The sequence below is a fragment of the Mycolicibacterium phocaicum genome, from assembly GCF_010731115.1.
Lineage (GTDB): Bacteria > Actinomycetota > Actinomycetes > Mycobacteriales > Mycobacteriaceae > Mycobacterium > Mycobacterium phocaicum.
The window spans coordinates 227251-253773 of sequence record NZ_AP022616.1; the positions used below are offsets into that span (position 1 = coordinate 227251).

Sequence of the window (26523 nt, forward strand, 5' to 3'; positions counted from 1 at the left end):
CGCCATGGCTCTCACCTTCGCCGATGTCGCCACCGCGAACTACGTCCTGCTGACCACGTTCACCAAGGACGGCCGGCCCAAGCCGACCGCCGTCTGGGCGGTCCCGGACGGTGACCGGCTGCTGGTCATCTCCGAGGCCAAGGCTTGGAAGGTCAAGCGGATCCGGAACACCCCGCGCGTGACGGTCGCCAAGTGCGACATGCGCGGCAACCCGAAGAGCGAGGCCGTCGAGGCGACGGCGGCGATCCTGGACAAGTCGCAGCTGGGCACGGTCTACGACGGCATCGGCAAGCGCTACGGATTGCTCGGCAAGGCCTTCAACTTCTTCTCCAAGCTGCGCGGCGGTATGGAGAACAACGTCGCGCTGGAGCTGCGGGCGGCGTGAGTCAATTCCCTGCCGGCGCGCCAAAGCTGCCGCGCCACAAGGACATCGGGCGGCTACTGCTGAACTGCCCGGATCGTCGTGGTGTCATCGCCGCGGTGTCGACGTTCCTGACCCGCTCCGGCGCCAACATCATCTCGCTGGACCAGCACTCGACGGCTCCGGAAGACGGTGTCTTCCTGCAGCGCACCGTCTTCCATCTGCCGGGGCTGGCCGCGGCGCAGCCCGACCTGGAGCGCGAATTCCAGGCCGTGGCAGACGAATTCGACATGGACTACCGGTTCGCCGACGCGTCCAAGCCGAAGCGGGTGGCGATCATGGCGTCGACCGCCGACCACTGCCTCCTCGACCTGCTGTGGCGCAACCGTCGCGGCGAACTCGACATGACCGTGGTGATGGTGATCTCCAACCACGCTGACCTCGCCGAGCAGGTCCGGGCGTTCGGGGTGCCGTTCGTGCACATCCCGGCCAGCCGCGACATCCGGGAGCAGGCCGAACAGCGCCAGCTCGAGCTGCTCAAGGGCAACGTCGATCTGGTCGTGCTGGCCCGCTACATGCAGATCATCACGCCCGAGTTCCTCGGGGCCATCGGGTGTCCGCTGATCAACATCCACCATTCGTTCCTGCCGGCGTTCGTCGGCGCCACGCCGTACCGGCGGGCCAAGGAGCGCGGCGTGAAACTGGTCGGTGCCACTGCGCACTACGTGACCGAGGACCTTGACGAGGGCCCGATCATCGAGCAGGACGTGGTCCGCGTCGACCACACCCACAGCGTCGAGGAACTCGTCCGCCTCGGCGCCGATGTGGAACGCGCCGTGCTGTCGCGGGCCGTGCTGTGGCACTGTCAGGACCGCATTCTGCGCCACGGCAACGAAACCGTGGTCTTCTAGAGCCATGGCTCCGACATTCGAAGACGTGTACCGCGAGAAGTACCTGTTGCTGACCACCTTCACGAAGGACGGCCGGCCCAAGCCGACGCCGGTGTGGGGCGTGCCGCACGAGGGCAAGCTGCTGATCAGCACCGACGACGGCTCGTGGAAGACCAAGCGGATCAAGAACACGCCGCGGGTCACCATCCAGAAATGCGGCGCGCTCGGAAAGGTCAAGGGTGAACCGGTCGAGGCCATCGCCCGCAATCTGCCGAAGTCCGAGACCAAGCGCGTTTTCGACATGGTGACCAGGCGCTACTGGTGGCACGCCTGGTGGTGGATTCCGCAGGCCATCATCCGCGGCGGTGTCGACAAGGTGCACGCCGCCATCGAGGTCGAGCCGCTTCCCGGCGGCTAGGAACCAATTCCGGCGTTTCCGCGTTGTCCAGTGCATGGCGATGCGACTATTTCTGGTTTATGCCCTGGTCGAGGTCGCGGTGCTGGCAGCCCTGGCCTCGACCATCGGTGTGGCTTGGACGTTGCTGGCGCTGCTGGCCACTTTTGCCGTCGGCCTGGCCATCGCGGGCACGCAGATCACCCGGCATTTCAGCAGGTTGTCCGACGCGCTGAGCGCTCGATCCGCCGACCCGACACTGGCCACCGACAGCCTGTTGGTGGCGCTCGGCACGGTCCTGGTCGTGGTGCCGGGGCTGGCCAGCTCCGTACTCGGCGCGCTCATGCTGGTGCCGTTCACCCGGCGCGCGGTGCGCCCGGCGGCCAACGCCCTGTTCGGCCGTCGGCTCACCCCGATGGACTTCCCGACCCAGGTGATCTACATCAATCACGACGAGCGCTACCGCGGCCGCGGCGAGTACATCGACGGCGAAGTGATCGAGGTCATCGACAGTTCACCGGTCGCCGTGCACCGGCACGCCGGCTGAACGGACTAACCTGTCACCTTCGTGACCACCTTTGCGACGACGCTGCTGCTGGGCGGTCGTATTCACAGCCCTGCGGCGCCCGACGCCACCGCGATCGCGATCCGCGACGGCGTGGTGGCCTGGCTCGGTTCCGATGACGTCGGCCGGGCGCTGCACCCCGACGCCACCGTCGTCGACCTCGAGGGCGCGTTCGTGGCGCCGGCGTTCGTCGACAGCCATGTGCATCTGACCGCCACCGGGCTCACCGTGGTCGGGCTCGACCTGCGTACCGCGACATCGCTGCCGCACCTGCTGACCTTGCTGGCCGAACACGCCGCACAGCATCCGGACGGCATCATCTGGGGCCACGGCTGGGACGAATCCGGCTGGCCAGAGCGCGTCGTTCCGACCACCGCCGACCTCGACGGTGTCCTCGGCGGCCGGCCTGCGTACCTGGCCCGGGTCGACGTGCACTCGGCCGTCGCCACGACCGGCCTGCGGCAGCTGGTGCCGGGGCTCGCCGACGCCGCGGGCTTCTCCGCACAGGGACCGCTGACCGCCGACGCCCACCACCGCGTGCGCGCCGCGGCCCGCAATCTGCTCAGCGCGGCGCAGCGCCGCGACGCCCAGCGCGCCGCGCTCGACCTGGCCGCCCGCAACGGCATCGTCGCGGTGCACGAGTGCGCCGGCCCCGAGATCGGCGGCCTCGACGACTGGGCCGACCTGCGCGCCACCGAACACGGCGTCGACATCGTCGGCTACTGGGGCGAGGCCGTCGACGACGCGGCCGCGGCCCGCGACCTGATGGCCCGGACCGGCGCCCAGGGCCTGGCCGGCGACCTCTTCATCGACGGTGCGCTGGGCTCCCGCACCGCCTGGCTGCAGCAGCCCTACACCGATGCGCCCGACTGCTGTGGCAACACCTACCTGGACACCGACGCCGTCACCGCACACCTGCTGGCCTGCACCGAGGCCGGCATCACCGCGGGCTTCCACGTCATCGGCGACGCCGCCGTCGCGACCGTCGTCGAAGCCCTGGACCGGACCGTGGCCGTGTTCGGGGCACCCGCGGTGGCGCGCTGTGGGCACCGGCTGGAGCACCTCGAGATGGTCGACGCGGAGCAGGCGCGCAAGCTCGGCGCGTGGGGCGTGGTCGCCAGCATGCAGCCGAATTTCGACGCGCTCTGGGGCGGTGCCGACGGCATGTACGCGCAGCGTCTCGGTGTCGATCGAGCGCGGGGTTTGAACCCGTTTGCGCTGTTAGCATCGCAAGGCGTGCCCCTCGCCTTCGGTTCGGACAGTCCTGTCACCAGCATCAATCCATGGGAATCGGTGCGCGCGGCCATCAGTCACCGCACGGCCGGCAGTGCCATCTCGGCGCGGTCGGCATTCCTGGCGGCCAGCCGCGGCGCCTGGCGGGCCGGCGGTGTCCGTGACGGCATGACGGGGACGCTGGTGCCCGGTGCCGTCGCGTCGTACGCCGTGTGGCAGGTTCCAGGCGGTGCCGAGGCATTGGACGTCACCGCACCGGCCGACGCCGTGCAGCGCTGGTCGACCGATCCGCGGTCGCGGGTACCGGCGCTGCCGCCCCTGGGGCCCGATGACGAGCTGCCGACCTGCCTGCAGACCGTGCACCGCGGTGAGCTGATCCATGGCTGAGGGCACCGAAGAGGTACAGGAAGAAGTACCGGAAGCGGCCCCGGCCGAGCCGCAGCCGGAAACTCCCGACGCACCCGAAGAGCCACTGGGGCCCGGCCGCGGTGCGCGCATCGTCGCCGGCCTGCGCCGGTTCTTCGAGCCCCGGTTGATCCGGCTGGCCGCCGCCGTCGTCGCCGGTCTGCTGCTGTGCGCGAGCTTCCCGCCGTTCGACCTCTGGTACCTGTCGTTCGTCGCGCTGGCGCTGCTGGCTTGGGTACTGATCGACGAACGCACCACGCCCGCAGGCGGTTTCGGCTACAGCATGCTGGCCGGGATGGTGTTCTACGCGCTGCTGCTGCCGTGGATCAGCAACTTCGTCGGCCCCGTGCCATGGCTGATGCTGGCGGCGTTGGAGGCGTTCTTCACCGGGGTGTTCGGCGTGACCGCGGTGCTGGTGCGGCGCCTGCCGGCTTGGCCGCTGTGGTTCGCCGCGCTGTGGGTATTTGCCGAATGGCTCAAGTCGACGGTGCCGTTCGGCGGCTTCCCGTGGGGCGTCGTCGCCTTCAGCCAGACCGACAGCCCACTGCTGCCGCTCGCGCAGCTCGGCGGCGCGCCGCTGGTGTCGTTCGCGGTGGCGCTCATCGGTTTCAGCGCAACGGCCATCGTGCTCGAGGCGGTCAGGCACTGGCGGCACGATCACCGCACGGGTGCCGCGGCTCCGCCGGAGGTGTTCATCCCGGGCATCTGCATCGCCGTGGTGCTGCTGCTCACCGTGCTGGCGTGGCCGCACGTCCGCAAGGCCGGTGCCGGTGCGGGTGACGACCCCGCGATCAACGTCGCCGCGGTCCAGGGCAACGTGCCGCGTCTCGGCTTGGACTTCAACGCCCAGCGGCGCGCAGTGCTCGACAACCACGTCCATGAAACCAAGCTGCTGGCCGAGGACGTCCGCGCCGGGCGCGCACCGCAACCGACGGTGGTGATCTGGCCGGAGAACTCGTCGGACATCGACCCGCTGGTCAATGCCGACGCCGCGGAACTGATCTCGGCCGCATCCTCCGCGATCCACGCGCCGATCCTGGTGGGCACCGTGCTGGCCGCACCGGAGTACACGCCGGAGCATCCGGTGACCACCAACTCGGTGATCGTCTGGAACGGGACGGACGGGCCGGGGGAGCGCCACGACAAGGCCATCGTCCAGCCGTTCGGGGAGTACCTGCCCTGGCGCAGCTTCTTCCGGATGTTGTCGCCGTACGCCGATCGGGCCGGCTACTTCGTACCGGGCAACGGCACCGGCGTCGTCACCGCCGCGGGGGTGCCGATCGGGGTGACGACCTGCTGGGAGGTCATCTTCGACCGCGCCGCCCGGCAGTCGGTACTCAATGGCGCGCAGCTGCTGGCGGTGCCCGCGAACAACGCGACGTTCGACGAACCGATGAGCGTGCAGCAGCTGGCGTTCGCCCGGTTGCGTGCCGTCGAACACGACCGGTACGTCGTCGTCGCGGGTACCACCGGCATCAGCGCCGTGGTCGCGCCGAACGGCCAGGTCCTCGAGCGCACCGAGTTCTTCCAGCCCGGTTATCTGGATCGCCAGGTGCGGTTGAAGACCGATCTGACCTTCGCCACGCGGTGGGGACCGGTCATCAACAGTGTGCTCATCGGGGTCGGCGTTTCGGCTCTTCTGGCAGCCATGTTGCACAATAGGAAGCTCGTGCGCCGCCGCCAGGCGGCTGCGGAGCGTCAGGACGGCAGTACAGCCGGGCCTGACACCGACACCGACACCGAGAACGAACAGGGGTAATGACCATGGGCGAGGACCGTCCGAGTCAGCGCACGCTGGTCATCATTCCGACCTACAACGAGCGCGAGAACCTGCCGTTGATCGTCGGCCGGGTGCACGCCGCCCGTCCGGACGTCCACGTGCTCGTCGTCGACGACGACAGCCCCGACGGCACCGGCCAGCTGGCCGACGAGCTGGCACTGGCCGATCCCGACCGCGTGCACGTCATGCACCGCGCCGGCAAGGGCGGTCTGGGCGCCGCGTACCTCGCCGGGTTCGCCTGGGGCCTGGGCCGCGGCTACAGCGTGCTGGTCGAGATGGACGCCGACGGCAGCCACGCGCCCGAGGAGCTGTACCGCCTGCTGGACGCCGTCGACGCCGGCGCCGACCTGGCCATCGGGTCGCGGTACGTCCCGGGCGGCGCCATCCGCAACTGGCCGCGTCGCCGGCTCGTCCTGTCGCGCACCGCGAACACCTACGCCCGCGTGCTGCTGGGCGTCAAGATTCACGACATCACGGCCGGCTACCGCGCCTACCGGCACGACGTGCTGGAGAAGATCGGCCTCGATGACGTCGATTCGAAGGGCTACTGCTTCCAGATCGACCTGACGTGGCGCGCCATCAACGCGGGCTTCACCGTCGTCGAGGTGCCCATCACGTTCACCGAGCGCGAACTGGGCGTCTCGAAGATGAGCGGGTCCAACATCCGCGAGGCCATGTCGCAGGTGGCGAAGTGGGGCATCCGCGGCCGGCTGGACCGGGCCCGCGGCGTCGTCCGCTAGCGACACCGGCCACAAGCACGAAAAAGCCCCGCCTCGCGGCGGGGCTTTTTGTTTGACCAGGCGATCAGCCGCGGCGGCGGGTCTTGATCAGCTCCAGGCGCTCCTTGAGCAGCTCTTCGAGCTCTTCGACGGAACGACGCTCGAGCAGCATGTCCCAGTGGGTACGCGGCGGCTTGACCTTCTTGGGCTCGGGCACGTCACCCTCGAGCAGGGTGCCTTCCATGCCGTTCTTGCACGCCCAGGTGCCGGGGATTTCCGCGTCGTCGGCGAAGGGAACTTCGAATTCCTCGCCGTTGTCGGTGCGGTAGCGGGCCACCTGCCGCGGTGCCAGGTCATGGTTGCGGTCGGTCTCGTAGCTCACAGCTCCGAGGCGACTACCTCGCAGAACACGATCAGCCATCGTCAATCACTCCCTTGGTATAGCGACAGGGAATCAACGCAGTCCAGCGCCGTGAAGTTCCCGACTCGATTGTCCATGATACCGGCGTTCGGCCGCCCGGCGGATACAGTCACGACCGTGAGGCGGACATGAAGCGCTCGAAGGCCCAGCCATGCCGGTGGTGTGGCCGGGAGGTGGCCGACGCGGGCATGGGCCGTCGGCGCCAGTACTGCCGCCAGTCGTGCCGCCAGCGGGCCTATGAACAGCGGGCCATGGTCAAGGGGACCAACCTGGCCGAGGATTCGGTGGTACTCAGCGCCGAGGAAGCGGCGGCGCTCTCGGACCGCGTTTATCAGGTACGGTGTGCGGCCGAGGACGTCGCGACGGCTGTTGCCGAAGGCGCCGGACCCACCGAATTGAAAGAACTGTGTGAGGTGCTGCTGCAGGCCGCCAAAGACGCCGACGGTTGGCGTTAGGGGCGAGCGCGGCGGCGGGAAAGAACTGGTGCATGACTGACGACCGTCGGCGGATACACAAGCCGACCAAGTTCCTGGGCCGCGGCTTCGAGGCGTTCCACGATGTCGAGGATCCCGTGCAGGACAGTCGCGTTGCCCACGAGACCGCGGCGGCGCTGCTGGAACGTGTGCGCAGCTATCCGGACCCCGACGTGGTCTCCCGGCTGGTGGCGTACACCGACGAGCACGGCATCGAGACCATCGCCGAGTTGTGGGCCGGGGCCGGGCCGCGCAGTCTGCCCGGTGCGCTGTGGCGCGTCTATCTGCTGCGGCTGTCGATCCGCACCGACCCCTATGCGGCGAGTCTGATGTTCGGCCGCGGCACGGAGGTGCTGCATTCGATCTACCCGGTGGTCGCCGGTGCGGAGACGCCCGTCGGGCCGACGGAGATCCGTGAGCTCGCCGACCGGATTCTGCGCGGCGTCTTCGAGGGCGATTTCGCCGTGGCGCTGGAACGCGCGGCGGCGTACTGCCGCGTGAGTGCGGCCGGCTGCACCAGCCTGGCCGAGGATGCGACGAACACGGCGCCCGAGCGCGCCGCGGAACTCACCGACCGTGCCGTGACGTTCACCCGCATCGCCAACGAACTGCACGCCGCGGCCGGGTTGTGGCGCAGCGATTCGCTGGATTGACGCTGTCACCGCCGATGTCGGCGGGAAACAGCTGAGAAGTTAAAGCCAGACCGCAGAACGCCTCTCGGCGGTAGGCCGCTCGTGGCGGCGAAATTTGGGGCCCGGGGTTACTGCGGCCTGGCGGTCTTCACTCTAGCCGAAGTTCCGGTGAGGTGAGCAATTCAGTGACGGGTGGCACTGGGCGTCGAGGCCGTCTGCGGGGCGCGCGCGACGACAGATCTTCGCGAGCATGAAGCAGGGTGCGCGATTCGGGCCCGGCGGGGCTTAGTGTGTCGACGTGGGAGACGTCAGTGGTGACCTGCAGCAGTGCCTACCAGAGGAACTGAAGGCACTGTTCCTGTTCGAGTCGCTGACGCCCGAGCAGCTGGCGCAGCTGTGTCACGCCGGTCACATCGAGGTCTTCGGCCCGGGTCCGGTCATCACCGAGGGTGATCCCGTGACGCCGCTCCGGGTTCTCATCGATGGCGAGTTGGTGCTCTCGAAGCGTGCCGGTGGCCGGGAACTCGAGATCGATCGAACGTCGCAGCCCGGTGTCTACTTCGGTGCCCGGTCGGCGTTCAGTCCCGTCGGGCATGACCGGAACCGGTTCTCGGTGCGGGCCACCCGGCCGAGCCGGTTTTTCGTCATGCCTGCCGACGAATTCGGTGCCTTCGTCAAGACCCAGTTCCCGATGGCGGTCCATCTCATCGACGGGCTGGCGGAGACCGCGGAGAAGCAGCACCGCGTCGCCGACGAACGGGACCGGATGCTGGCACTCGGACAGCTCTCGGCCGGATTGACACACGAACTCAACAACCCGGTGGCAGCCGTCGCCCGCGCCGCGACCGACCTGCGCGGCCGCTTGGATGCTCTGACGGTGCCGCTCATGGACGGCGAATTCGACAGCGCGGCGCTGACTTTCCTCGCCGCGGCGCAGGCCGACGTGGTCGCGAAGGTGGCCGCGACGTCCGGACGGCGACTGTCGGCGATGCGGGCGAGCGACCTCGAGGACGAGGTCTGTGAATGGTTGTCGAGCCAAGGTGTAGCCGACGCCTGGGACATGGCGCCGACGTTCGTCGAGGTCGGACTGGATTGTGACTGGCGCGAGCAGTTGCTGCCGGGTGACGACCGGCCGGACTGGCTGCCCCGCGCCATGACGTGGTTGCGGCACCGGGCCGAGGCCGAACTGCTGACGCATCAGCTCAATGATGCGGCGCACCGGATTTCGGGCCTGGTCGCCGACGTCAAGCAGTACACCCAGCTGAACAGCGCGCCGTTCCAGTTCGCGGAGGTCGGCGCCCTGCTGACCAGTACCCTGCGGATGTTCGCCGGACGGATCGGCGCGGGTACGCCCGTGGAAGTGATCACGGACTTCGATCCGTCGGTACCCGAATTACTCTGTTACCCAGCCGAACTCAATCAGGTGTGGACGCGCATCATCGAGAACGCGATCGCCGCGATGCGACCGTTCGGCTCGGGGACGCTCACGGTGCGGAGCCGATTCGAGGACGATGCGGTCCGGATCGAGATCAGTGACACCGGCAGCGGGATTCCCGCCGATGTCCGCGGGCGCATCTTCGACCCGTTCTTCACCACCAGACCGCTCGGCGAAGGTACCGGCCTGGGCCTGCATCTGGCCAGGCAGATCGTCGTCAACCGGCACGGCGGAGATTTGTTCGCGGTCTCACAACCGTGGCACACCACCTTCGTCGTCCGGCTTCCGTTACGGCCCGCGCCGGAGGGCGAAGGATCATGACGACGGCGTTCGTGCTGTCCGGCGGCGGCAGCCTGGGGTCCGTCCAGGTGGGCATGCTGCTGGGGCTGGCCGAGGCGGGAATCAAGCCGGACCTCATCGTCGGCACCTCTGTCGGGGCCCTCAACGGCGCGTGGATCGCCGGGCGGTCCGACCACGACGGGGCCCTGGCGCTCGCCGACCTGTGGCGGACCCTGTCGCGCCGGAAAGTGTTCCCCACCAGCCCGAGCATGGGGTTGCTCGGCGTTCTCGGGCGTCGGCCGCACCTGGTGTCCGACATCGGGATCCGCACGATCCTGAAGCAGCACCTGAGGTTCGGGCGCCTGCAGGACGCGCCCACGCCGCTGCACGTGGTGGCCACCGACGTGCTGTCCGGACAGGACGTCCTGCTGTCGTCGGGTGACGCCGTCGACGCCATCGTCGCCAGCGCGGCCATCCCGGCTGTCCTGCCGCCGGTCCGGATCGGCGGACGCGATCTGGTCGACGGCGGCGTGGTGAACAACACACCGCTGTCGCACGCGGTTGCGCTCGGCGCAACCGAGGTGTGGGTGTTGCCCACCGGCTACTCGTGCGCCATGCCCCAATCACCCACGGGCGCACTCGCGATGGCCATGCACGCCTTCACGCTGGCGATCAATCGGCGGCTGGCCACCGACGTCGAACGGTTCGAGGGGCTGGTCGAGCTGCACGTGGTGCCGCCGTTGTGCCCGGTGCGGGTGTCGCCGGTGGACTTCTCGCGGTCGGCCGAACTCATCGACCGGTCGCTCAACTCGACGCGACACTGGTTGCCGACCGACCGCACGGGAACGCGGCAGTCCGAGGTGCTCGAGTTCCACCGGGATTGACGCCTACTTCAGCACGTTGACGGCACGCGCGATGACCAGCGCGGTCGTCGAGATCGACACCAGCGACTGCAGCGTCATCATCATCTTCGCCCATCGGGACAGCGGCATGGTGTCGGTGGGGGAGAACGCCACGACGTTGGTGTAGCTGACGTACAGGTAGTCGACGAACGTTGGGCGCCAACCGGGTTCGGCGTTCTGCGGATCGCTCATCTGGGGGAACTGGAAGTCGGGGTACGGGTCGTCGCCGGCCCGGCGGGCGAACGGACCACCGCGGTCCAGTTCCCAGAACCAGATGCCGAACACGATGACGTTGGTGATGAAGATCGCTGCCCCGCTGCCGAGCAACAGCCCGGCGTTGTTGGAGACCTGACCGGACAGGATGTGGACGTCGAGGACGATCGCCGAGGTGGTGTTGTCGGCGGTGATGGCCGCGGTCAACACCCACATCGCCCACTTGCCGACGGTGGTCTCGCGGGACATCCGCACCGGGTTGATGATCAGCAGCACGACCACGAGCAGCAGCTCCAGGCCGATCAGCGGCCACCGGGGGACCACGGTGTACTGCTCGGGCACGGCCCATTGCAGTAGGACCGCGCCGAGGATGGCGGCGATCACCGGCAGCCGGTTCTCCGGTGCGCCGGGCCGCAGCCACGACGGCACGTGGTGTTCGGCGCTGCTCGTCAGGCGGTGCGTGCGCTCGACGAACGTCCTGACCGCCGGCGGCACCGGTTCTGGGGTGGGGTCCATGCGCTCAGTTTTGCACCGAGATGACACCATTAGACGGTGTCTGCCGAGCTGAGCCAGGGAACCCACAGGACGTCGCCGCTTGCCGCGGCCGACATCGATGCGGCTGCCCGGCGAATTTCCTCGGTCGTGACCCGCACCCCGCTGCAGTACAGCGACCGGCTGTCGGCGCTGACCGGTGCCCAGGTGTACCTCAAGCGCGAGGACCTGCAGGCGGTGCGCTCGTACAAGCTGCGCGGTGCCTACAACCTGCTGATGCAGCTCTCCGATGAGGAGAAGGCCGCCGGCGTGGTGTGCTCGTCGGCCGGTAACCACGCCCAGGGCTTCGCGCTGGCCTGCCGCTCGATGGGTGTGCACGGCCGCGTGTACGTGCCGGCCAAGACGCCGAAGCAGAAGCGCGACCGCATCCGCTATCACGGCGGCGACTTCATCGAGCTGATCGTCGGCGGCGCCACCTACGACCTGGCCGCGGAGGCGGCACTCGAGGACGTCGCCCGGACCGGTGCCACGTTGGTGCCGCCGTACGACGACCTGCGCACCATGGCCGGCCAGGGCACCATCGCCGTCGAGATCCTCGAGCAGCTGGACGGCGAACCCGACCTGGTGATCGTGCCGGTGGGTGGCGGCGGGTGCATCAGCGGCATCACCACCTACCTGACCGCGCACACCAAGGCGACCGCCGTGCTCGGGGCCGAGCCCGCCGGCGCGGCGTCGATGATCGCGGCGCTGGCCAAGGGCGAGCCCGTCACGCTGGAGCACGTCGACCAGTTCGTCGACGGCGCGGCGGTGGCCCGGGCCGGGGAGCTGACCTACGCGGCGCTCGCCGCCGCCGGTGACATGGTGTCGGTGACGACGGTCGACGAGGGCGCGGTGTGCACCGCGATGCTCGACCTGTACCAGAACGAGGGCATCATCGCCGAGCCCGCGGGCGCGCTGTCCGTTGCGGCGTTGATGGAGAACGGTGTCGAGGCCGGGTCGACGGTGGTCTGCCTGATCTCCGGCGGCAACAACGACGTCTCGCGCTACGGCGAGGTGCTCGAGCGGTCGCTGGTGCACCTGGGTCTCAAGCACTACTTCCTGGTGGACTTCCCGCAGGAGCCCGGCGCGCTGCGGCGATTCCTCGACGAGGTGCTCGGGCCGAACGACGACATCACCCTGTTCGAATACGTCAAGCGCAACAACCGAGAGACCGGCGCGGCGCTGGTCGGCATCGAACTCGGTTCGGCCGCGGGCTTCGACGGGCTGCTGGAGCGGATGCACGATTCGGGCATCCACGTGGAGCCCTTGGAGCCGGGGTCGCCGGCGTACCGGTACCTGACCTAGTCGTCTCGGCGCAGCACCGCGAAGCTGTGGCCGGGCAGTGTCGTGGCGCCGGCACCGCATTCGGGGGTCTGTGAGCTCAGCACCACCTCGCCGGTGACGGGTACGGCGACGGGCCGTTCGCCGAGGTTGCACGCCACGGCGAACGCGCCGCGGTGCATGACGATCCAGCGGTCGGCTTCGTCGAACTCGACGCGCAGGTGGTCCAGCCACGGGTCGGCGAAGTCGGGTTCGGTGCGCCGCAACGTGATCAGGTCGCGGTAGAGCTGCAGCAACCGGGCGTGCTCACCCGTGCCCATCTCGTCCCAGTCGAGTTTGGAGCGCCGGAACGTGGCGGGGTCCTGCGGATCGGGAATGTCGTCGGCGGCCCAGCCGTGATCGGCGAACTCGGCCTTGCGGCCCTCGGCCGTCGCGCGCGCGAGTTCTGGTTCGGGATGTGAACTGAAGAACTGGAACGGTGTCGACGCGCCCCACTCTTCGCCCATGAAAAGCATTGCCGTATACGGTGATCCGAGGACCAGCGCGGCCTTGACCGCCAGCTGCCCGAAGTCGAGGTACTGCGACGGGCGGTCACCGATCGCCCGGTTGCCCACCTGGTCGTGTGTGCAGGTGTAGGCCAGCAGCCGGGTCGCCGGAATCTGCGCGGTATCGAGCGCGCGGCCATGCCGGCGGCGCCGGAACGACGAGTAGGTGCCGGCGTGGAAGAAGCTGCGGGCGAGAGTGGTCGCAAGGGTCTGCATCGACCCGAAATCGGCGTAGTAGCCCTGTCGTTCGCCGGACACCGCGGTGTGGATGGCGTGGTGGATGTCGTCGTCCCATTGGGCGGCGAGGCCGTAGCCGCCGTGGTCGCGCGGGGTGACCAGCCGCGGGTCGTTGAGATCGCTCTCGGCGATCAGGGACAACGGGCGGCCCAATTCCCGTGCCAGCGCGTCGGTTTCGCCGGCCAGCTCCTCCAGCAGATGCACGGCCGTGGTGTCGACCAGAGCATGCACCGCGTCCAGTCGCAGGCCGTCGATACCGAAATCCCGCATCCAGCGCAGCGCGCAGTCGATGATGTACCGGCGCACCGGGTCGGAGTCGGCGGCGGCGATGTTGATCGCTTCACCCCACGGAGTCCGGCCCACCGTCAGGTACGGACCGAACTTGGGCAGGTAATTCCCGGACGGGCCAAGGTGATTGAACACCGCGTCGAGCAACACACCCAGACCGCGGCGGTGGCAGGCGTCGACGAAGCGCACCAGACCTGACGGGCCACCGTAGGGCTCGTGCACGGCGTACCACAGCACGCCGTCGTAGCCCCAGCCGTGGTTGCCGCTGAAGGCGTTGACCGGCATCAGTTCGACGAAGTCGACACCGAGGCCGATCAGGTGGTCCAGCCGCTCGATGGCGGCGTCGAACGTCCCGGCCTCGGTGAACGTGCCGACATGCAGTTCGTAGATCACCGCGCCGTCGATGGTGCGGCCGGGCCAGGGCGCGGGCGGCTCGGACGTCCACAGCTGCGAAAGTCCGTGCACGCCATCGGGTTGTCGCGGCGAACGGGGGTCGGGCAACGGATCGGAATCATCCAGGACGAATCCGTAGCGGGTATCGGCCGGCACGTCGACGGTGACGCGCCACCAGCCGTCGTCGGAGCGGGTCATCGGGTGTCGGGCCCCGTCGACGTCGAGTGCGACGTCGTCCGGCGCGGGCGCCCAGACCGAGAATTCGTGGTCAGGCACGGGATTGCTCCAGAAGTACGCCGGGCAGTTCGGCGAAGAGCGCGTCGACGGCGACGACGCCGGACCACACGCGCCCGGTCAGCCGGTCGGTCCACTCACCAGCCGGCAGCTCGACAGCCGTGTCGGCGCAAGCTGATTCGTCGAGCTTCAGCGTCCAGCGGGGCACGACCACCAGCACATCGGTGCCGCGCCGGAACGCGACGATGTGGTCGGCGGCAGGTCCCTCGGCGACGACGGGTGTGTAGTCACCCGACAGGTACGTGTCCGGCCGTTCCCGGCGTGACCGCAGCGCTGCCGCGACCACCCGGATCTTGGGGTGGCTCAAGGTGTTCAGTTCGGTCCGCCGGAGAGCGAAATCCACCGGGCGGCGATTGTCGGGGTCCACCAGGCTGTCGTCGAACAGCTCGGTGCCCTGATAGACGTCGGGGATCCCCGGCACGGTGAGCGCCAGCAGCTTCTGTGCGACGGCATCGCAACGTGCGGCCTCGTCGAGCTGCTGGACCAATGCGGTGACCTCTCCCGCGACCGGCCCGTCGATCAGCGCATCGATCCAGTCGCGGACCGCATCTTCGAACTCCCGGTTCGGCTGCTCCCAATTGGTGTGGAGCTCCGCTTCGCGGATCGCCTTCTCGGCATAGGCGTGCAGGCGCGCGCGGACGGCGTCGTCGACCTCGCCGGCGGCCGGCCATACGCCGATGATGTTCTGCCACAAGAACAATCCGGTGCCTTCGTCCGGCGGTACGCACACGGCGTTCCAGCGGCGGACGCGCTCGGCCCAGCGCTCGGCGCACTGGGACAGCACCGTGATGCGGGCGCGCACATCCTCGCCGCGCTTGGTGTCGTGGGTGGACAGCGTCACCATGGTGGCCGGCCAGTCGCGTGCGCGGGCCGCGGTGCGCTGGTGGAACTCGGCCGTGCTCATGCCGAAACGTTCGGGGGTGCCGCCGACCTCGTTCAGCGACACCAGCCGAGCATCGCGGTAGAACATGGTGTCCTCGATCGCCTTGGCCGTCATCGCACCGCACAACTGCTGCAACCGGGACGCCGGTTCGGGCTGCTCGAGGGCGGTGACGACCAGCTGCAGAGCCGATGCCAGTTCTGGTGCCGCGCCGAGGGTTTCGTTGATGGCTTCGGGCAGCACCGCGGACAGTACCGGGTAGTCGGTGCGATACATGCCGACCCGGCTGAGCAGTTGGGTGACGGCGGTCGGGAGGGCAGGATCGTCGCTCCCGGCGGCCCGCAAGATCACACGGCACAGCCGGGCCAGCTCGCTGGCCAGTGTCTCGGTGACGGTCCTGATCTTGAGTTCGCGGGCATCGCATCGGGTTTCGCGGGCCAGCTCCGTCAGCGCGTCGGCTCCCTCGGGGTCGACGAAGAGCCCGCCGATCTCGCGCAGCACGTCGTAACCGGTGGTGCCCGCAATGGGGAGGACGGGGTCCAGCGGCTCGTCGGCGGCCAGGATCTTCTCGGCGACGATCCAGGCGTCGGGCCCGGCCAACTCGCGCAGCCGGGTGACATAGCCTGCCGGATCGGTCAACCCGTCGATGTGGTCGACCCGCAATCCGTCCACCAAGCCCTCACGGAACCAGCGCCCGATCTCGGCGTGGCTGGCGTCGAACACGTAGGGATCCTCCTGGCGCACGGCCGCCAGTGACGTGATGGAGAAGAACCGCCGGTAGCCGCAGGAACCGGACTGCCAGCCCGTCAGGCGGTAGGCCTGCCGGGCGTAGACCTCGGCGGCCGTGCCCGTGCCGGTGCCGGGCCGGATCGGCCACGTTCGGTCGCCGAGCCGGAGCACGTCACCGTCGACGGTGAGGTCGTCGACGTCGGAGTCGGAACCCAGGACCGGCAACACGATTCGGCCGTCGGGGTCCAGGTCCCAGTCGATGTCGAAGTAGCTCGCGTACCGCGACGATCGGCCGTACGTCAGGAGGTCCCACCACCACGGATTCTGCTCGGGGTGTTCGACGCCGACGTGGTTCGGCACGATGTCGACGACGAGCCCCAGGCCGCGCGCCCGCGCCGCGGCGGACAGCCGGGAAAAGCCTTCCGGCCCGCCGAGCTCCGCCGAGACGGCCGTGGGGTCGGTGACGTCGTAGCCGTGCGTCGACCCGGAGGCCGCCGTCAGCACCGGCGACAGGTAGAGGTGCGAGACACCCAGCTCGTCGAGGTAGGGCAGCAGGGCCAGCGCGTCGTCGAAGGTCATTCCGTCGCTGCGCATCTGCAGTCTGTACGTGGAGACAACGGGCATGACCGGCATCGTGTTCACGCCGTCTTACGCAGCACCAGCAGGGAGCGGGCCTGTAGCGAGATCGTCGCGCCGGCCTCGGCCACGAGTTCGGTGTGACCGTGTGGGTCGGCGGTGTCCAGTGCCGCCGCCCAGCTCGCGCCGTAGTCCTCGCCGGGGATCACGAAATCGAGGGCCTCGTCGTGGGCGTTGAAGCACAACAGGAACGAGTCGTCGGTGACCCGCTCACCGCGGGCGTTGGGCTCGGGTATCGCATCGCCGTTGAGGAACACCGAGATGCTCTTGCCGAAACCGGAATCCCAGTCCTCGAGCGTCATCTCCTCGCCGGCCGGGGTCAGCCACGCGATGTCGCGGACCTGCCCGGTGCTGCGCACCGGTTGACCGGCCAGGAACCGGCGGCGCCGGAAGACGGGATGTTTGCGCCGGAACGCCACCACGGTGCGGGTGAATTCCAGGAGGGCGGCGTTGGTCTCGCACATGGTCCAGTCCATCCAGGACAGCGGGTTGTCCTGGCAGTAGACGTTGTTGTTGCCCTGCTGGGTGCGGCCGATCTCGTCACCGTGGCTGATCATCGGGGTGCCCTGCGACAGCATCAGTGTCGCGAAGATGTTGCGGCGCTGCCGTTCCCGGAGCTCGAGGATTTCGGGGTCGTCGGTGGGGCCTTCGACGCCGCAGTTCCACGACCGGTTGTGGCTCTCGCCGTCGCGGTTGTCCTCGCCGTTGGCCTCGTTGTGCTTCTCGTTGTAGGACACCAGATCGGTCAGCGTGAAGCCGTCGTGACACGTGACGAAGTTGATGCTCGCGCTCGGCCGCCGGCCCGTCGCCTCGTACAGATCCGAGGAACCGGTCAGCCGCGAGGCGAACTCGCCCAGGGTCGCGGGCTCGCCCCGCCAGTAGTCGCGCACAGTGTCGCGGTATTTCCCGTTCCACTCGGTCCACAAACCTGGGAAGTTGCCGACCTGGTAGCCGCCCTCGCCGACATCCCACGGCTCGGCGATGAGCTTCACCTGGCTGATCACCGGATCCTGTTGCACCAGATCGAAAAACGCCGACAGCCGGTCCACGTCGTAGAACTCCCGGGCCAGGGTAGAGGCGAGGTCGAAGCGGAAGCCGTCGACGTGCATCTCCAGCACCCAGTACCGCAGCGAATCCATGATCAGCTGCAGCGTGTGGGGATGGCGGGCGTTGAGGCTGTTGCCGGTCCCGGTGAAATCCTTGTAGAGCGACGGGTCGTCGTCGTCGAGCCGGTAGTACGCGGCGTTGTCGATACCGCGGAAGTTGAGCGTCGGGCCGAGGTGATTGCCCTCGGCGGTGTGGTTGTAGACCACGTCCAGGATGACCTCGATGCCCGCTTCGTGGAACGACTTCACCATGGTCTTGAACTCGGCGACCGCGCTGCCGGCATGCTGGTTCCACGAGTACTGGTAGTGCGGCGCGAAGAAGCCGAACGTGTTGTAGCCCCAGTAGTTTCGCAGGCCCAGGTCCAGCAGCCGGTGATCGTGCAGGAACTGGTGCACCGGCATCAGCTCGATCGCGGTGACGCCGAGGGACTTCAGGTGCTCGATGATCGCCGGGTGGGCGAGTCCGGCGTAGGTGCCGCGCAGTTCTTCGGGGATCGCCGGGTGCGTCTGCGTCATGCCCTTGACATGGGCCTCGTAGATCACCGTCTCGTGATACGGCGTCCGCGGTAGGCGGTCGTTGTCCCAGTTGAAGAACGGGTTGATGACCACGCTCGTCATGGTGTGCCCCAGCGAATCGATGCCGGGCGGCTCCCCGGTGGCCGACGGCGCGGCCATGTCGTAGGAGTACAGCGCCTGGGTGAAGTCGAAGTCGCCGTGGAACGACTTGCCGTAGGGGTCGAGCAGGAGCTTGCTCGGATCGCAGCGATGTCCGTTGGCCGGATCCCACGGCCCGTACACCCGGAATCCGTAGCGCTGCCCCGGCGTCACGGCCGGCAGATAGCAATGCCACACGTAACTGTCGACCTCATCGAGGTTGACGCGTTCCTCGCTGCCGTCCTTGGCGATCAGGCACAGCTCGACGCGCTCGGCGACCTCGGAGAACAGTGAGAAATTCGTGCCGGACCCGTCGTAGGTGGCACCGAGGGGATAGGCGCTACCCGGCCAGACGCCAACAACCATGAAGGCAGCTCACCACCAGCCGGTGGCAGCCCCGACCTGGCGGCCGAGTTCGGCGGTCATGGTGCGCATGTAGGTGGCGGACAGGTGATGAGAGTCGTGATACAGCAACACATTTCCCTCCACAGCGCGGCAGATGTCAGGGCGGCACACCGCGTCACTCATGTCGAGCGGTTTCAGCAGTGGGAACTGCGCGACGAAATCGAGGGTCGGGTTGTGGTCGGACAGTACCTCGGAGCGGGCGATACCGCATGACGTCGAATTGCCGCCGCTGGCAAGGCAGTCCGCCGGGAAGAACGGCTTACCGTCCCGCACCAGCCACGGGGTGTCGCGCATGGCCAGGATCGGGATGTTCGCATCCGACAAGCGCTGCCAGATGCCGATGTACGTGCCCGGCATGACGTCACCGGACTTGATGTTCCAGGGACGCGTGGAGGTGGTGAAGACGAAACTCGGATGGTCGGCCACCAGCTTCGGCATGACCAGCTCGTTCCACTCGTAGCACTTCGGGTACGGCCGGTTGTCGCCCATCACGAGCGGGTTCTGCTCGGTCGACAGTGGGCAACCCATCTTCAGATAGGTGACCACCTTGAAGTGGTAGCGCTTGCCGAGCAGGTCCAGCGCGGTGATCCAGTGCTCGGCGTGCGAGCCGCCGGCGAGCGCCACAGTACGGGTCGCGGCGATGTCACCGTAGGAGCAGTTGCGGATGGACAGGTCGTCGAAGTCCGCGATACAGCTGTCGGCCGTCGTGGCCGGTACGTCGTCCTTGGCTTCGAGCACCGTCGGGCGGAAGGGCAGCTTCGGCACCTTGAGGTGCCGCAACAGCGAGCGCGCGCCCGGGTAGTCGACCGGGTTGAGCGTGGCGAGCTCCTTGCCGTTGGCCCGCTCGATGTTCATGTGCTCGCGCCAGGTGAACGCGGTGGCGGTGAGCGACACGCCCAACACGGCGACGAGCGTCCCCAGCACGGCGGTGGGCCGCCGCAGCCCGGCCAGCCCGGCGGAACCCGTCGTCGACGGCCGGCGCAGCGGGTTCTCCACGTAGCGGGTGGTCAGCCAGGCCAGCACCCCGGAGACGAGCAGCACGATGGTGCCGTCGACGAAATGGGCCCGGCTGTGGCCGCTGTACGCCAGCCAGAAGATCAGCAGCGGCCAGTGCCAGAGGTACAGCGAGTAGGCCATGGTGCCGAGCGACAGGAACGGGCCGGTGGCCAGGAGCCGGTTCGGCGCGGGCAGTCGCTCGGTGTGATTTGCGGCACTGAGGATGAACAGCATGGTCGCGCCGACCGGGACCAGCGCCCAGGGGCCGGGGAATTCGCGGACACCGTCGAGCAGCGCGCCGCACGACAGGATGGCCGCCAGTGCGACCACCGACACCACGTTGCGCAGCCACATGGGCCACCGGACCGACGGCACCAGCGCGCCGACGAGCGCGCCCAGCAGCAACTCCCAGGTGCGGGCGAAGCTGTCGTAGTAGGCGCTGACCTGGTCGGCCTGGTGCGCGAAGATCGCGTAGACGAACGACGCGACGGTCAGCACGCTGAGCAGCGCGATGAACGCCGGGCGTAGTCGGTCGCCGAGCCGGCGCCGGAACAGATACGCGAAGCCGAAGATCAGCGCGAGGAACGCGACGTAGAACTGGCCCTGCACCGACATCGACCAGAGGTGCTGCAGGGGGCTGACGGATTCGCCGGCCCGCAGGTAGTTCGAGGCGGTCTCGGCCAGCTCCCAGTTCTGGTAGTAGCCGAGGCTGGCCAGGCTCTGGTCCGCGAACGTCTCCCAGCGCGTTTCCGGCTGGATCACGATGGTCAGCACGGCGCCGGCGGCCAGGACGACGATCAGGGCGGGCAGCAGGCGACGGACCAGCCGGCGCAGTTGCGGCCCGGGGGACAGCGGCGCGCCGGGCGTCAGCGCAATGCGCAACAGTTTGCCGCCGAAGAAGAATCCGGACAGCGCGAGGAAGACGTCGACACCACCGGAAACGCGGCCGAACCAGACGTGAAAGGCGGCGACCATGGCGATGGCGATGCCGCGCAGACCGTCCAGGTCGTGGCGGTAGAACCCGCTCGGCGCGTTGCCCGCAGCAGAGTCCGCACCGCTGTCGGTGACGTGCACGGCGTTGCCCGACCCGGGCTGCGACGCCGGCCGCGGTGCTGCAAGAGTCGTCATGGTCGGATGTCAATCTACCCAAGATCCAGGTCTGGTTCATGTAACGGCGAGTCGCCCGCCCGCTGAGTAGGCCGGTTTCGACGTGCCTGCGGGGCGATTAGGCTCGGTCCTCGTGCCAGCGCTGAACCCTGCCGAAATCTCGGCGATCGACACCGCCCACATCTGGCACCCGTACAGCACCATCGGCGACGAGGCTTTGCCGGCGGTGGTTGCCACCGAGGCGCACGGCATCATGCTGACCCTCATCCACGAGGGCCGCCCGGTGCAGGTCATCGACGCGATGAGCTCGTGGTGGACGGCGGTGCACGGACACGGGCACCCGGTGCTCGACGCCGCGATCACGCAGCAGCTGAGCCGGATGAACCACGTCATGTTCGGCGGCCTCACGCATGAGCCGGCGGCACGACTGGCGCAGCTGCTCGTCGAGATCACCCCGGCCGGTCTGGACACGGTGTTCTTCTCGGACTCGGGCTCGGTGTCCGTCGAGGTCGCCGCGAAGATGGCGCTGCAGTACCAGCGCAGCCTCGGCCGTCCCGGCCGGCACAAGCTGATGACGTGGCGCGGCGGGTACCACGGCGACACCTTCACCCCGATGAGCGTCTGCGACCCCGACGGTGGCATGCACTCCATCTGGACCGATGTCCTGATGCCCCAGATCTTCGCGCCGCGGGTACCCGCCGAATTCGACCTCGCCTACGTCGAGGCCTTCGAGGCCCAACTGGCCGCGCATGTCGATGAACTCGCCGCCGTCATCGTCGAGCCGGTGGTCCAGGGCGCCGGCGGCATGAGGTTCCACGACCCGCGGTACCTGACGGCGCTGCGCGACATCTGCACGCGGCACGGCGTGCTGCTGATCTTCGACGAGATCGCGACCGGTTTCGGGCGCACCGGGGAGTTGTTCGCCGCGGACCACGCCGGCGTCAGCCCCGACATCATGTGCGTCGGCAAGGCGCTGACCGGTGGCTATGTCACGCTGGCGGCGACGCTGTGCACCGGGGAGATCGCGCGGGTGATCAGCTCCGGCGAGCCGGGCGCACTGATGCACGGGCCGACGTTCATGGCCAACGCGCTGGCGTGCGCGGTATCGGTGGCAGCCGTCGAGCTGCTGCTGAGTCAGGACTGGAAGGCGCGGGTCGCGGAGATCGCGGAGGGGCTGCGGCGTGGTCTGGCGCCGGCCGCCGACCTGGCGTCGGTCGCCGATGTGCGCGTGCTGGGCGCCATCGGCGTCGTCGAGATGCGTGAACCGGTGAACATGGCGCTCGCCACGGTCACCGCGATCGAGCATGGGCTGTGGCTACGGCCCTTCGGCAAGCTGGTGTACGTGATGCCGCCCTTCATCTGCACGCCGGAGGAGATCGACCAGATCACCTCCGGTGTGGTCGCCGTTGCCCGTGCGTTAACCTGAACACCGTTCAATAGCCCTTGAGTCAGGAGCGCGCCGATGACCGAGCACTCGCCGCTGGCCTGGCTCGCTGATGTCGAACGCAAGCGCCGAGCCGCGGGCCTGCGCCGGTCGCTGCGGGTCCGGCCCGCGGTGGCCACCGAACTGGACCTGGCGTCCAACGACTATCTCGGCCTGACGCAGCATCCCGCCGTCATCGAGGGCGGCGTGACGGCGCTGCACACCTGGGGTGCGGGCTCCGGCGGATCGCGTCTGGTGACCGGCAACACCGAATTGCACGAGGACTTCGAGGCCGAGCTGGCCGCATTCATGGGCGCCGAGTCGGCGCTGGTGTTCTCGTCCGGCTATACCGCCAACATCGCCGCGGTGGCGGCGCTGTCGGGCCCCGGCTCTCTGGTCGTGTCCGACGCCTACAGCCACGCGTCGCTGGTGGACGCCTGTCGGCTGTCCCGGGCGCGGGTGGTGGTATCCCCGCACAACGATGTCGGCGCCGTCGAGACCGCGCTGGTCAGCCGGTCCGAGGAGCGCGCCGTCGTGATCACCGATTCGGTGTTCTCCACCGACGGTGCCCTGGCCCCGCTGCGCGCCCTGCACGAGGTGTGTCGCCGGCACGGCGCGCTGCTGATCGTCGACGAGGCCCACGGCCTCGGCGTGCGCGGCACCGGCGGCCGCGGACTGGTGCACGAGGTCGGTCTGGCCGGCGAGCCCGACATCGTGGTGACGACGACGCTGTCCAAGTCGCTCGGCAGCCAGGGCGGCGCGGTGCTCGGCCCGGCGGCGGTGCGGGCACACCTGATCGACGCCGCGCGCACGTTCATCTTCGACACCGGTCTGGCCCCGGCGGCTGTCGGCGCCGCGCAAGCCGCGCTGCAGGTCCTCATCGCCGAGCCGTGGCGGGCGCAGGCCGTGCTGACCCACGCCGCGACCCTGGCCCGGTTCGGCGGCGCCGTCCACACGCCTGATTCCGCCGTCGTCTCGGTGATCCTGGGCGACCCCGAGGTCGCGCTGGCCGCCGCCTCGGCGTGCCTGGACCGCGGGGTCCGGGTCGGCTGCTTCCGCCCGCCGTCGGTGCCGGCCGGCACCTCGCGGCTGCGCCTGACCGCGCGCGCGTCGCTCGATGATGCCGAGCTCGACCTGGCCGGGCGGGTGCTCGGCGAGGTGCTCGCGCTGGTGCAGTCGTGACGCTGCTGCTGGTCGCCGGGACCGATACCGGCGTCGGGAAGACCATTGCCACCGCGGCGCTGGCCAGTGCCGCCCGTCAAGCGGGTCTGGACGTCGCGGTCTGCAAGGCGGTGCAGACCGGAATCTCGCCGGCCGCCGGCCACGGTGACGACGATCTGGCCGAGGTGGGACGCCTCGCGGAGGTCACGTCGCTCGTGCCGGGTTGGCGGTACCCCGAACCGCTCGCGCCCGTCGCGGCGGCCCAACTGGCCGGGATGACGCTGCCGTCGCGCGACGAACTGGTCGCGCTGGTCCGGAACGTGGACCGGCCCCGGCAGCTGACCCTCGTCGAGGGCGCCGGGGGACTCCTCGTGCAACTCGGCGCCGACGGCACGACGCTGCGCGACCTGGCCGTCGAACTCGGGGCCGCGGTGCTGGTCGTCGTCGCACCGGGGCTGGGCACCCTCAACCACACCGGACTCACCGTGGAATCGCTGGCCGCGCACAGCATCGCGTGCGCCGGACTGGTGATCGGCAGTTGGCCGCAGGAGCCGGGGCTCGCGGAAGCATCCAACCGGGGTGCGCTCGCGGACATCGCTCCGGTGCGCGCGGTGCTGCCCGACGGCGCGGGCCGGTTGTCGCCCGGGGAGTTCGCCGCGGTGAGCGCGAAAGCGTTTGATCCACAATGGGTTTCGAGCCTGGTCGGCTGACATGGTGCACTCGGTCGAGCTGCTGTTCGACCTCGACACCGAGGCCGTGATCAGGCGCGCCTGGGACGACCTGCGCGCGGCGGGGATCGTCGCGCAGCCGCCCGCAGCTCGTCCGCACGCCACCCTGTGTGTCGCGCAGCAGATCGATGAGGCGGTCCTGCCGGCGCTGGCCGGCATCGGCGACAGGTTCCCGTTCCCGGTTCGCCTCGGTGCCACGTTGGTATTCGGTCGCTCCGCCGGAATCCTTGCGCGACTCGTGGTGCCCAGCGTCGAGCTACTCGCGTTGCACGCCGAGGTCTGCCGGCTCAGCGCACCGCACCTGCGGCCGGGCCCCATGCCGCATACCGAACCGGGCGACTGGACGCCGCACGTCACCCTGGCGCGCCGGGTCCCGCCGGACCGGCTTGCCCGCGCCCTCGGTATCGCCGGCCGGCCTGCCGAGATCAACGCCACTGCCGGCGGGCTGCGGCTGTGGAACGGCAACGAGCGCACGGAGATTCAGATCGGTGTGAGCTGAGGCTGGTCCGTCTCGGGCTGTGGTCCTGGCCGACCCACGCGCAGGAGTCGCCGCAATACCTGGCTTCATTTGCGAGGCTGTCGAACCGCTCGTGATTGCAGCCAGGTACTTCTCGAGACCACCGGACGTCCCTCAGTGCAATAACCGCAGGCAAATCCCAACGTGATTGCACGCATGGACATTTCGATTCCCGGTGACGATTTCTACTGGTACTCGAATCCTGACTGCGCCGGGTGGCCTTGACGGTTTACCGCGCACGCAGGGCGTCAACCGACGGCGTCCGGTCATCACTGTGCGCCGCGAGGCCGTCGACAAGCAGGTCCAGGCCGAAAGTGAAACGGCCACCGGCATTTTCGGACCACACCGCGTCGCTGTCGGCCACGGTGGCGCCGGCGGCGTCCCATTGGATGCGGGACTGCTCGTCGGCGGTGAAGCCAAGCACGTAGTAGACGATGGTGCGGGCCGCGAGGTCGGCGTCATGGGCCGTCAGCCCCGATTCGGCACATGCGTCGGTGAGGGCCGCCACGATGCGGCTCAGCTCGGCGGATCGGCCGGCGGAGAAACTGGCCGAGACCAGCTCGGCGCCGTCGGTCGCGGACAACAGCGCGTCGCGCAGCGCCGAGCACAGCGTCACGATGCGCTCAGGCCACTCGCCGGCCACCGCCACCGCGGCAGCCGATGCCAGCAGGCGGTCGGCCACCGCGCCGAGGAGCTCCTGTTTGTCGGCGAAATGCCAGTACAGAGCGCCGGGGCTGACGCTCAGTTCCCGCGCCAGCCTGCGCATGGTCAGGTCGGCGATCCCGTAGTTGTCCAGGATTTCGGCGGCCTTGGCCACCACGTCGCTTCGGTGCAGTTGCACGTCTGTATCCTAAACACCGTTCAAGTTGTAGGCCGCAGTCGGCCTGAAGTAAGGAGTGCCGATGACTCAGGCCGCGACCGATGTACTGGGTGTAGCCCGCGAGCAGGTGCTCGAGCGTGGCGAAGGCCTGAGCCAAGAGCAGGTGCTCGAGGTTCTGCAGCTGCCCGACGACCGGCTGGAGGACCTGCTGGCCCTCGCGCACGAGGTGCGCATGAAGTGGTGCGGTCCCGAGGTCGAGGTCGAGGGCATCATCAGCCTCAAGACCGGCGGTTGCCCCGAGGACTGCCACTTCTGTTCGCAGTCGGGTCTGTTCGCGTCTCCGGTGCGCAGCGCGTGGCTGGACGTTCCGAGCCTCGTCGAGGCCGCGAAGCAGACCGCCAAGACCGGTGCCACCGAGTTCTGCATCGTCGCCGCCGTGCGCGGGCCCGACGAGCGCCTGCTGGCCCAGGTGGCCGCCGGTATCGAGGCCATCCGCAACGAGGTCGACATCCAGATCGCGTGCTCGCTGGGCATGCTCGATCAGGAGCAGGTCGACCGGCTCAAGGCCATGGGTGTGCACCGCTACAACCACAACCTGGAGACCTCGAAGTCGTACTTCCCGAACGTCGTGACGACCCACACCTGGGAAGAGCGCTGGAAGACGCTGGAGATGGTCCGCGAGGCCGGCATGGAGGTCTGCTGCGGCGGCATCCTCGGCATGGGCGAGACCCTGGAGCAGCGTGCGGAGTTCGCCGCCAACCTCGCCGAGCTCAACCCGCACGAGGTTCCGCTGAACTTCCTCAACCCGCGCCCGGGCACCCCGTTCGGTGACCTCGAGGTGTTGCCGGCCGCCGACGCGCTGCGCGCCGTCGCCGCGTTCCGCCTGGCCATGCCGCGCACCATGCTGCGTTTCGCCGGTGGCCGCGAGATCACCCTCGGCGACCTGGGCGCCAAGCAGGGCATCCTGGGCGGCATCAACGCCGTCATCGTCGGCAACTACCTGACGACGCTGGGTCGCCCGGCCGAATCCGACCTGGAGCTGCTGGACGATCTGCAGATGCCGATCAAGGCTCTGAACGCCACCCTGTAG

General features: G+C 68.9%; 24 protein-coding genes. 17 read left to right on the forward strand and 7 right to left on the reverse strand.

Going from position 1 to position 26523, the window contains the following annotated elements; genetic code table 11:
- The first annotated feature begins 4 nt into the window (after window positions 1-4).
- Genes G6N46_RS01100 through G6N46_RS01130 form a run of 7 tightly spaced genes read left to right on the forward strand, consistent with a single transcriptional unit; the run spans window position 5 to window position 6368 of the window.
- On the forward strand, window positions 5-385 hold the full coding sequence (locus G6N46_RS01100; RefSeq protein WP_133427185.1) for a PPOX class F420-dependent oxidoreductase: 381 nt from the start codon (window positions 5-7) through the stop codon (window positions 383-385).
- Entirely contained in the window at window positions 382-1272 is an 891-nt protein-coding gene (gene purU, locus G6N46_RS01105) for a formyltetrahydrofolate deformylase (protein WP_174814006.1), read from the forward strand. The genes G6N46_RS01100 and purU overlap by 4 nt, the downstream gene beginning before the upstream one ends.
- Before the next feature lie 4 nt (window positions 1273-1276).
- Window positions 1277-1669, forward strand: coding sequence for a PPOX class F420-dependent oxidoreductase (locus tag G6N46_RS01110; protein WP_138249767.1), 393 nt, complete (start codon window positions 1277-1279; stop codon window positions 1667-1669).
- A gap of 34 nt (window positions 1670-1703) precedes the next feature.
- On the forward strand, window positions 1704-2192 hold the full coding sequence (locus tag G6N46_RS01115) for an FxsA family protein (protein ID WP_138249766.1): 489 nt from the start codon (window positions 1704-1706) through the stop codon (window positions 2190-2192).
- A 21-nt stretch (window positions 2193-2213) separates the two neighbouring features.
- Window positions 2214-3830 carry an amidohydrolase gene (locus G6N46_RS01120; protein ID WP_163692531.1) on the forward strand — a complete coding sequence of 539 codons (1617 nt, stop codon included), beginning with the start codon at window positions 2214-2216 and terminating at the stop codon, window positions 3828-3830.
- Window positions 3823-5607 carry an apolipoprotein N-acyltransferase gene (gene lnt / locus G6N46_RS01125; protein ID WP_234880702.1) on the forward strand — a complete coding sequence of 595 codons (1785 nt, stop codon included), beginning with the start codon at window positions 3823-3825 and terminating at the stop codon, window positions 5605-5607. Before G6N46_RS01120 ends, lnt begins: the two co-directional genes overlap by 8 nt.
- On the forward strand, window positions 5607-6368 hold the full coding sequence (locus G6N46_RS01130; protein ID WP_061002365.1) for a polyprenol monophosphomannose synthase: 762 nt from the start codon (window positions 5607-5609) through the stop codon (window positions 6366-6368). Before lnt ends, G6N46_RS01130 begins: the two co-directional genes overlap by 1 nt.
- Window positions 6369-6432: 64 nt before the next feature.
- Here G6N46_RS01130 and G6N46_RS01135 read toward each other — a convergent pair whose 3' ends face one another.
- Complete coding sequence (locus G6N46_RS01135; protein WP_043400890.1) at window positions 6433-6768, reverse strand: RNA polymerase-binding protein RbpA; 336 nt, start codon at window positions 6766-6768, stop codon at window positions 6433-6435.
- Window positions 6769-6896: 128 nt separating this feature from the next.
- Between G6N46_RS01135 and G6N46_RS01140 the strand changes: the two genes are divergently transcribed.
- From G6N46_RS01140 to G6N46_RS01155, 4 genes are all read left to right on the forward strand, one after another.
- Window positions 6897-7223, forward strand: coding sequence for a hypothetical protein (locus G6N46_RS01140; RefSeq protein ID WP_029119937.1), 327 nt, complete (start codon window positions 6897-6899; stop codon window positions 7221-7223).
- A gap of 32 nt (window positions 7224-7255) precedes the next feature.
- Window positions 7256-7894 (forward strand): hypothetical protein, encoded by a 639-nt coding sequence (locus G6N46_RS01145; RefSeq protein ID WP_061002361.1) that lies wholly within the window; start codon window positions 7256-7258, stop codon window positions 7892-7894.
- A 277-nt stretch (window positions 7895-8171) separates the two neighbouring features.
- The gene (locus G6N46_RS01150) at window positions 8172-9629 is read left to right on the forward strand and encodes an ATP-binding protein (protein ID WP_234880701.1); all 1458 of its coding nucleotides are present in this window, start codon (window positions 8172-8174) and stop codon (window positions 9627-9629) included.
- Window positions 9626-10471, forward strand: a complete 846-nt coding sequence (locus tag G6N46_RS01155) for a patatin-like phospholipase family protein (RefSeq protein ID WP_061002357.1) — start codon at window positions 9626-9628, stop codon at window positions 10469-10471. The genes G6N46_RS01150 and G6N46_RS01155 overlap by 4 nt, the downstream gene beginning before the upstream one ends.
- A 3-nt stretch (window positions 10472-10474) precedes the next feature.
- Here G6N46_RS01155 and G6N46_RS01160 read toward each other — a convergent pair whose 3' ends face one another.
- Window positions 10475-11218: a hypothetical protein gene (locus G6N46_RS01160; protein ID WP_234789574.1), complete on the reverse strand. Its 744-nt coding sequence runs from the start codon at window positions 11216-11218 to the stop codon at window positions 10475-10477.
- A gap of 36 nt (window positions 11219-11254) precedes the next feature.
- On the opposite strand from G6N46_RS01160, the gene ilvA reads away from it, so the two are divergent.
- Complete coding sequence (gene ilvA / locus G6N46_RS01165) at window positions 11255-12538, forward strand: threonine ammonia-lyase IlvA (protein WP_138249757.1); 1284 nt, start codon at window positions 11255-11257, stop codon at window positions 12536-12538.
- Here the strand turns inward: ilvA and treZ are convergent.
- From treZ to G6N46_RS01185, 4 genes are read right to left on the reverse strand one after another with little or no spacing between them, the layout of a single operon-like run.
- Window positions 12535-14253, reverse strand: coding sequence for a malto-oligosyltrehalose trehalohydrolase (gene treZ / locus G6N46_RS01170; RefSeq protein ID WP_138249756.1), 1719 nt, complete (start codon window positions 14251-14253; stop codon window positions 12535-12537). The two genes, ilvA and treZ, sit on opposite strands and share 4 nt — an antisense overlap.
- Window positions 14246-16504, reverse strand: coding sequence for a malto-oligosyltrehalose synthase (gene treY / locus G6N46_RS01175; protein ID WP_138249755.1), 2259 nt, complete (start codon window positions 16502-16504; stop codon window positions 14246-14248). Before treY ends, treZ begins: the two co-directional genes overlap by 8 nt.
- A 14-nt stretch (window positions 16505-16518) precedes the next feature.
- Complete coding sequence (gene glgX, locus G6N46_RS01180; RefSeq protein WP_138249754.1) at window positions 16519-18642, reverse strand: glycogen debranching protein GlgX; 2124 nt, start codon at window positions 18640-18642, stop codon at window positions 16519-16521.
- Between the two features lie 9 nt (window positions 18643-18651).
- A complete protein-coding gene (locus G6N46_RS01185; RefSeq protein ID WP_138249753.1) occupies window positions 18652-20805 on the reverse strand; it encodes an acetyltransferase SucT in 2154 nt (717 codons plus the stop codon).
- Window positions 20806-20917: 112 nt separating this feature from the next.
- On the opposite strand from G6N46_RS01185, the gene G6N46_RS01190 reads away from it, so the two are divergent.
- From G6N46_RS01190 to G6N46_RS01205, 4 genes are read left to right on the forward strand one after another with little or no spacing between them, the layout of a single operon-like run.
- On the forward strand, window positions 20918-22210 hold the full coding sequence (locus G6N46_RS01190) for an adenosylmethionine--8-amino-7-oxononanoate transaminase (RefSeq protein ID WP_138249752.1): 1293 nt from the start codon (window positions 20918-20920) through the stop codon (window positions 22208-22210).
- 36 nt (window positions 22211-22246) lie between these two features.
- Window positions 22247-23389 (forward strand): 8-amino-7-oxononanoate synthase, encoded by a 1143-nt coding sequence (locus G6N46_RS01195; RefSeq protein ID WP_138249751.1) that lies wholly within the window; start codon window positions 22247-22249, stop codon window positions 23387-23389.
- Window positions 23386-24078 carry a dethiobiotin synthase gene (gene bioD / locus G6N46_RS01200; protein ID WP_138249750.1) on the forward strand — a complete coding sequence of 231 codons (693 nt, stop codon included), beginning with the start codon at window positions 23386-23388 and terminating at the stop codon, window positions 24076-24078. The genes G6N46_RS01195 and bioD overlap by 4 nt, the downstream gene beginning before the upstream one ends.
- Before the next feature lies 1 nt (window position 24079).
- Window positions 24080-24595 (forward strand): 2'-5' RNA ligase family protein, encoded by a 516-nt coding sequence (locus tag G6N46_RS01205; RefSeq protein WP_138249749.1) that lies wholly within the window; start codon window positions 24080-24082, stop codon window positions 24593-24595.
- Between the two features lie 247 nt (window positions 24596-24842).
- Here the strand turns inward: G6N46_RS01205 and G6N46_RS01210 are convergent, their stop codons facing one another.
- Window positions 24843-25454 carry a TetR family transcriptional regulator gene (locus G6N46_RS01210; protein WP_138249748.1) on the reverse strand — a complete coding sequence of 204 codons (612 nt, stop codon included), beginning with the start codon at window positions 25452-25454 and terminating at the stop codon, window positions 24843-24845.
- Between the two features lie 61 nt (window positions 25455-25515).
- Between G6N46_RS01210 and bioB the strand changes: the two genes are divergently transcribed.
- Complete coding sequence (bioB, locus tag G6N46_RS01215) at window positions 25516-26523, forward strand: biotin synthase BioB (RefSeq protein WP_020103207.1); 1008 nt, start codon at window positions 25516-25518, stop codon at window positions 26521-26523.

What these genes read in the sequence shown, in the direction of transcription:
- G6N46_RS01100 (WP_133427185.1), top strand. Translation starts at nt 5, where the DNA reads ATGGCTCTCACCTTCGCCGATGTCGCCACCGCGAACTACGTCCTGCTG.
- G6N46_RS01110 (WP_138249767.1), top strand. Translation starts at nt 1,277, where the DNA reads ATGGCTCCGACATTCGAAGACGTGTACCGCGAGAAGTACCTGTTGCTG.
- G6N46_RS01115 (WP_138249766.1), top strand. Translation starts at nt 1,704, where the DNA reads ATGGCGATGCGACTATTTCTGGTTTATGCCCTGGTCGAGGTCGCGGTG.
- lnt (WP_234880702.1), top strand. Translation starts at nt 3,823, where the DNA reads ATGGCTGAGGGCACCGAAGAGGTACAGGAAGAAGTACCGGAAGCGGCC.
- G6N46_RS01130 (WP_061002365.1), top strand. Translation starts at nt 5,607, where the DNA reads ATGACCATGGGCGAGGACCGTCCGAGTCAGCGCACGCTGGTCATCATT.
- G6N46_RS01135 (WP_043400890.1), bottom strand. Translation starts at nt 6,768, where the DNA reads ATGGCTGATCGTGTTCTGCGAGGTAGTCGCCTCGGAGCTGTGAGCTAC.
- G6N46_RS01140 (WP_029119937.1), top strand. Translation starts at nt 6,897, where the DNA reads ATGAAGCGCTCGAAGGCCCAGCCATGCCGGTGGTGTGGCCGGGAGGTG.
- G6N46_RS01145 (WP_061002361.1), top strand. Translation starts at nt 7,256, where the DNA reads ATGACTGACGACCGTCGGCGGATACACAAGCCGACCAAGTTCCTGGGC.
- G6N46_RS01155 (WP_061002357.1), top strand. Translation starts at nt 9,626, where the DNA reads ATGACGACGGCGTTCGTGCTGTCCGGCGGCGGCAGCCTGGGGTCCGTC.
- G6N46_RS01160 (WP_234789574.1), bottom strand. Translation starts at nt 11,218, where the DNA reads ATGGACCCCACCCCAGAACCGGTGCCGCCGGCGGTCAGGACGTTCGTC.
- treY (WP_138249755.1), bottom strand. Translation starts at nt 16,504, where the DNA reads ATGCCCGTTGTCTCCACGTACAGACTGCAGATGCGCAGCGACGGAATG.
- glgX (WP_138249754.1), bottom strand. Translation starts at nt 18,642, where the DNA reads ATGGTTGTTGGCGTCTGGCCGGGTAGCGCCTATCCCCTCGGTGCCACC.
- G6N46_RS01185 (WP_138249753.1), bottom strand. Translation starts at nt 20,805, where the DNA reads ATGACGACTCTTGCAGCACCGCGGCCGGCGTCGCAGCCCGGGTCGGGC.
- G6N46_RS01195 (WP_138249751.1), top strand. Translation starts at nt 22,247, where the DNA reads ATGACCGAGCACTCGCCGCTGGCCTGGCTCGCTGATGTCGAACGCAAG.
- G6N46_RS01205 (WP_138249749.1), top strand. Translation starts at nt 24,080, where the DNA reads ATGGTGCACTCGGTCGAGCTGCTGTTCGACCTCGACACCGAGGCCGTG.
- bioB (WP_020103207.1), top strand. Translation starts at nt 25,516, where the DNA reads ATGACTCAGGCCGCGACCGATGTACTGGGTGTAGCCCGCGAGCAGGTG.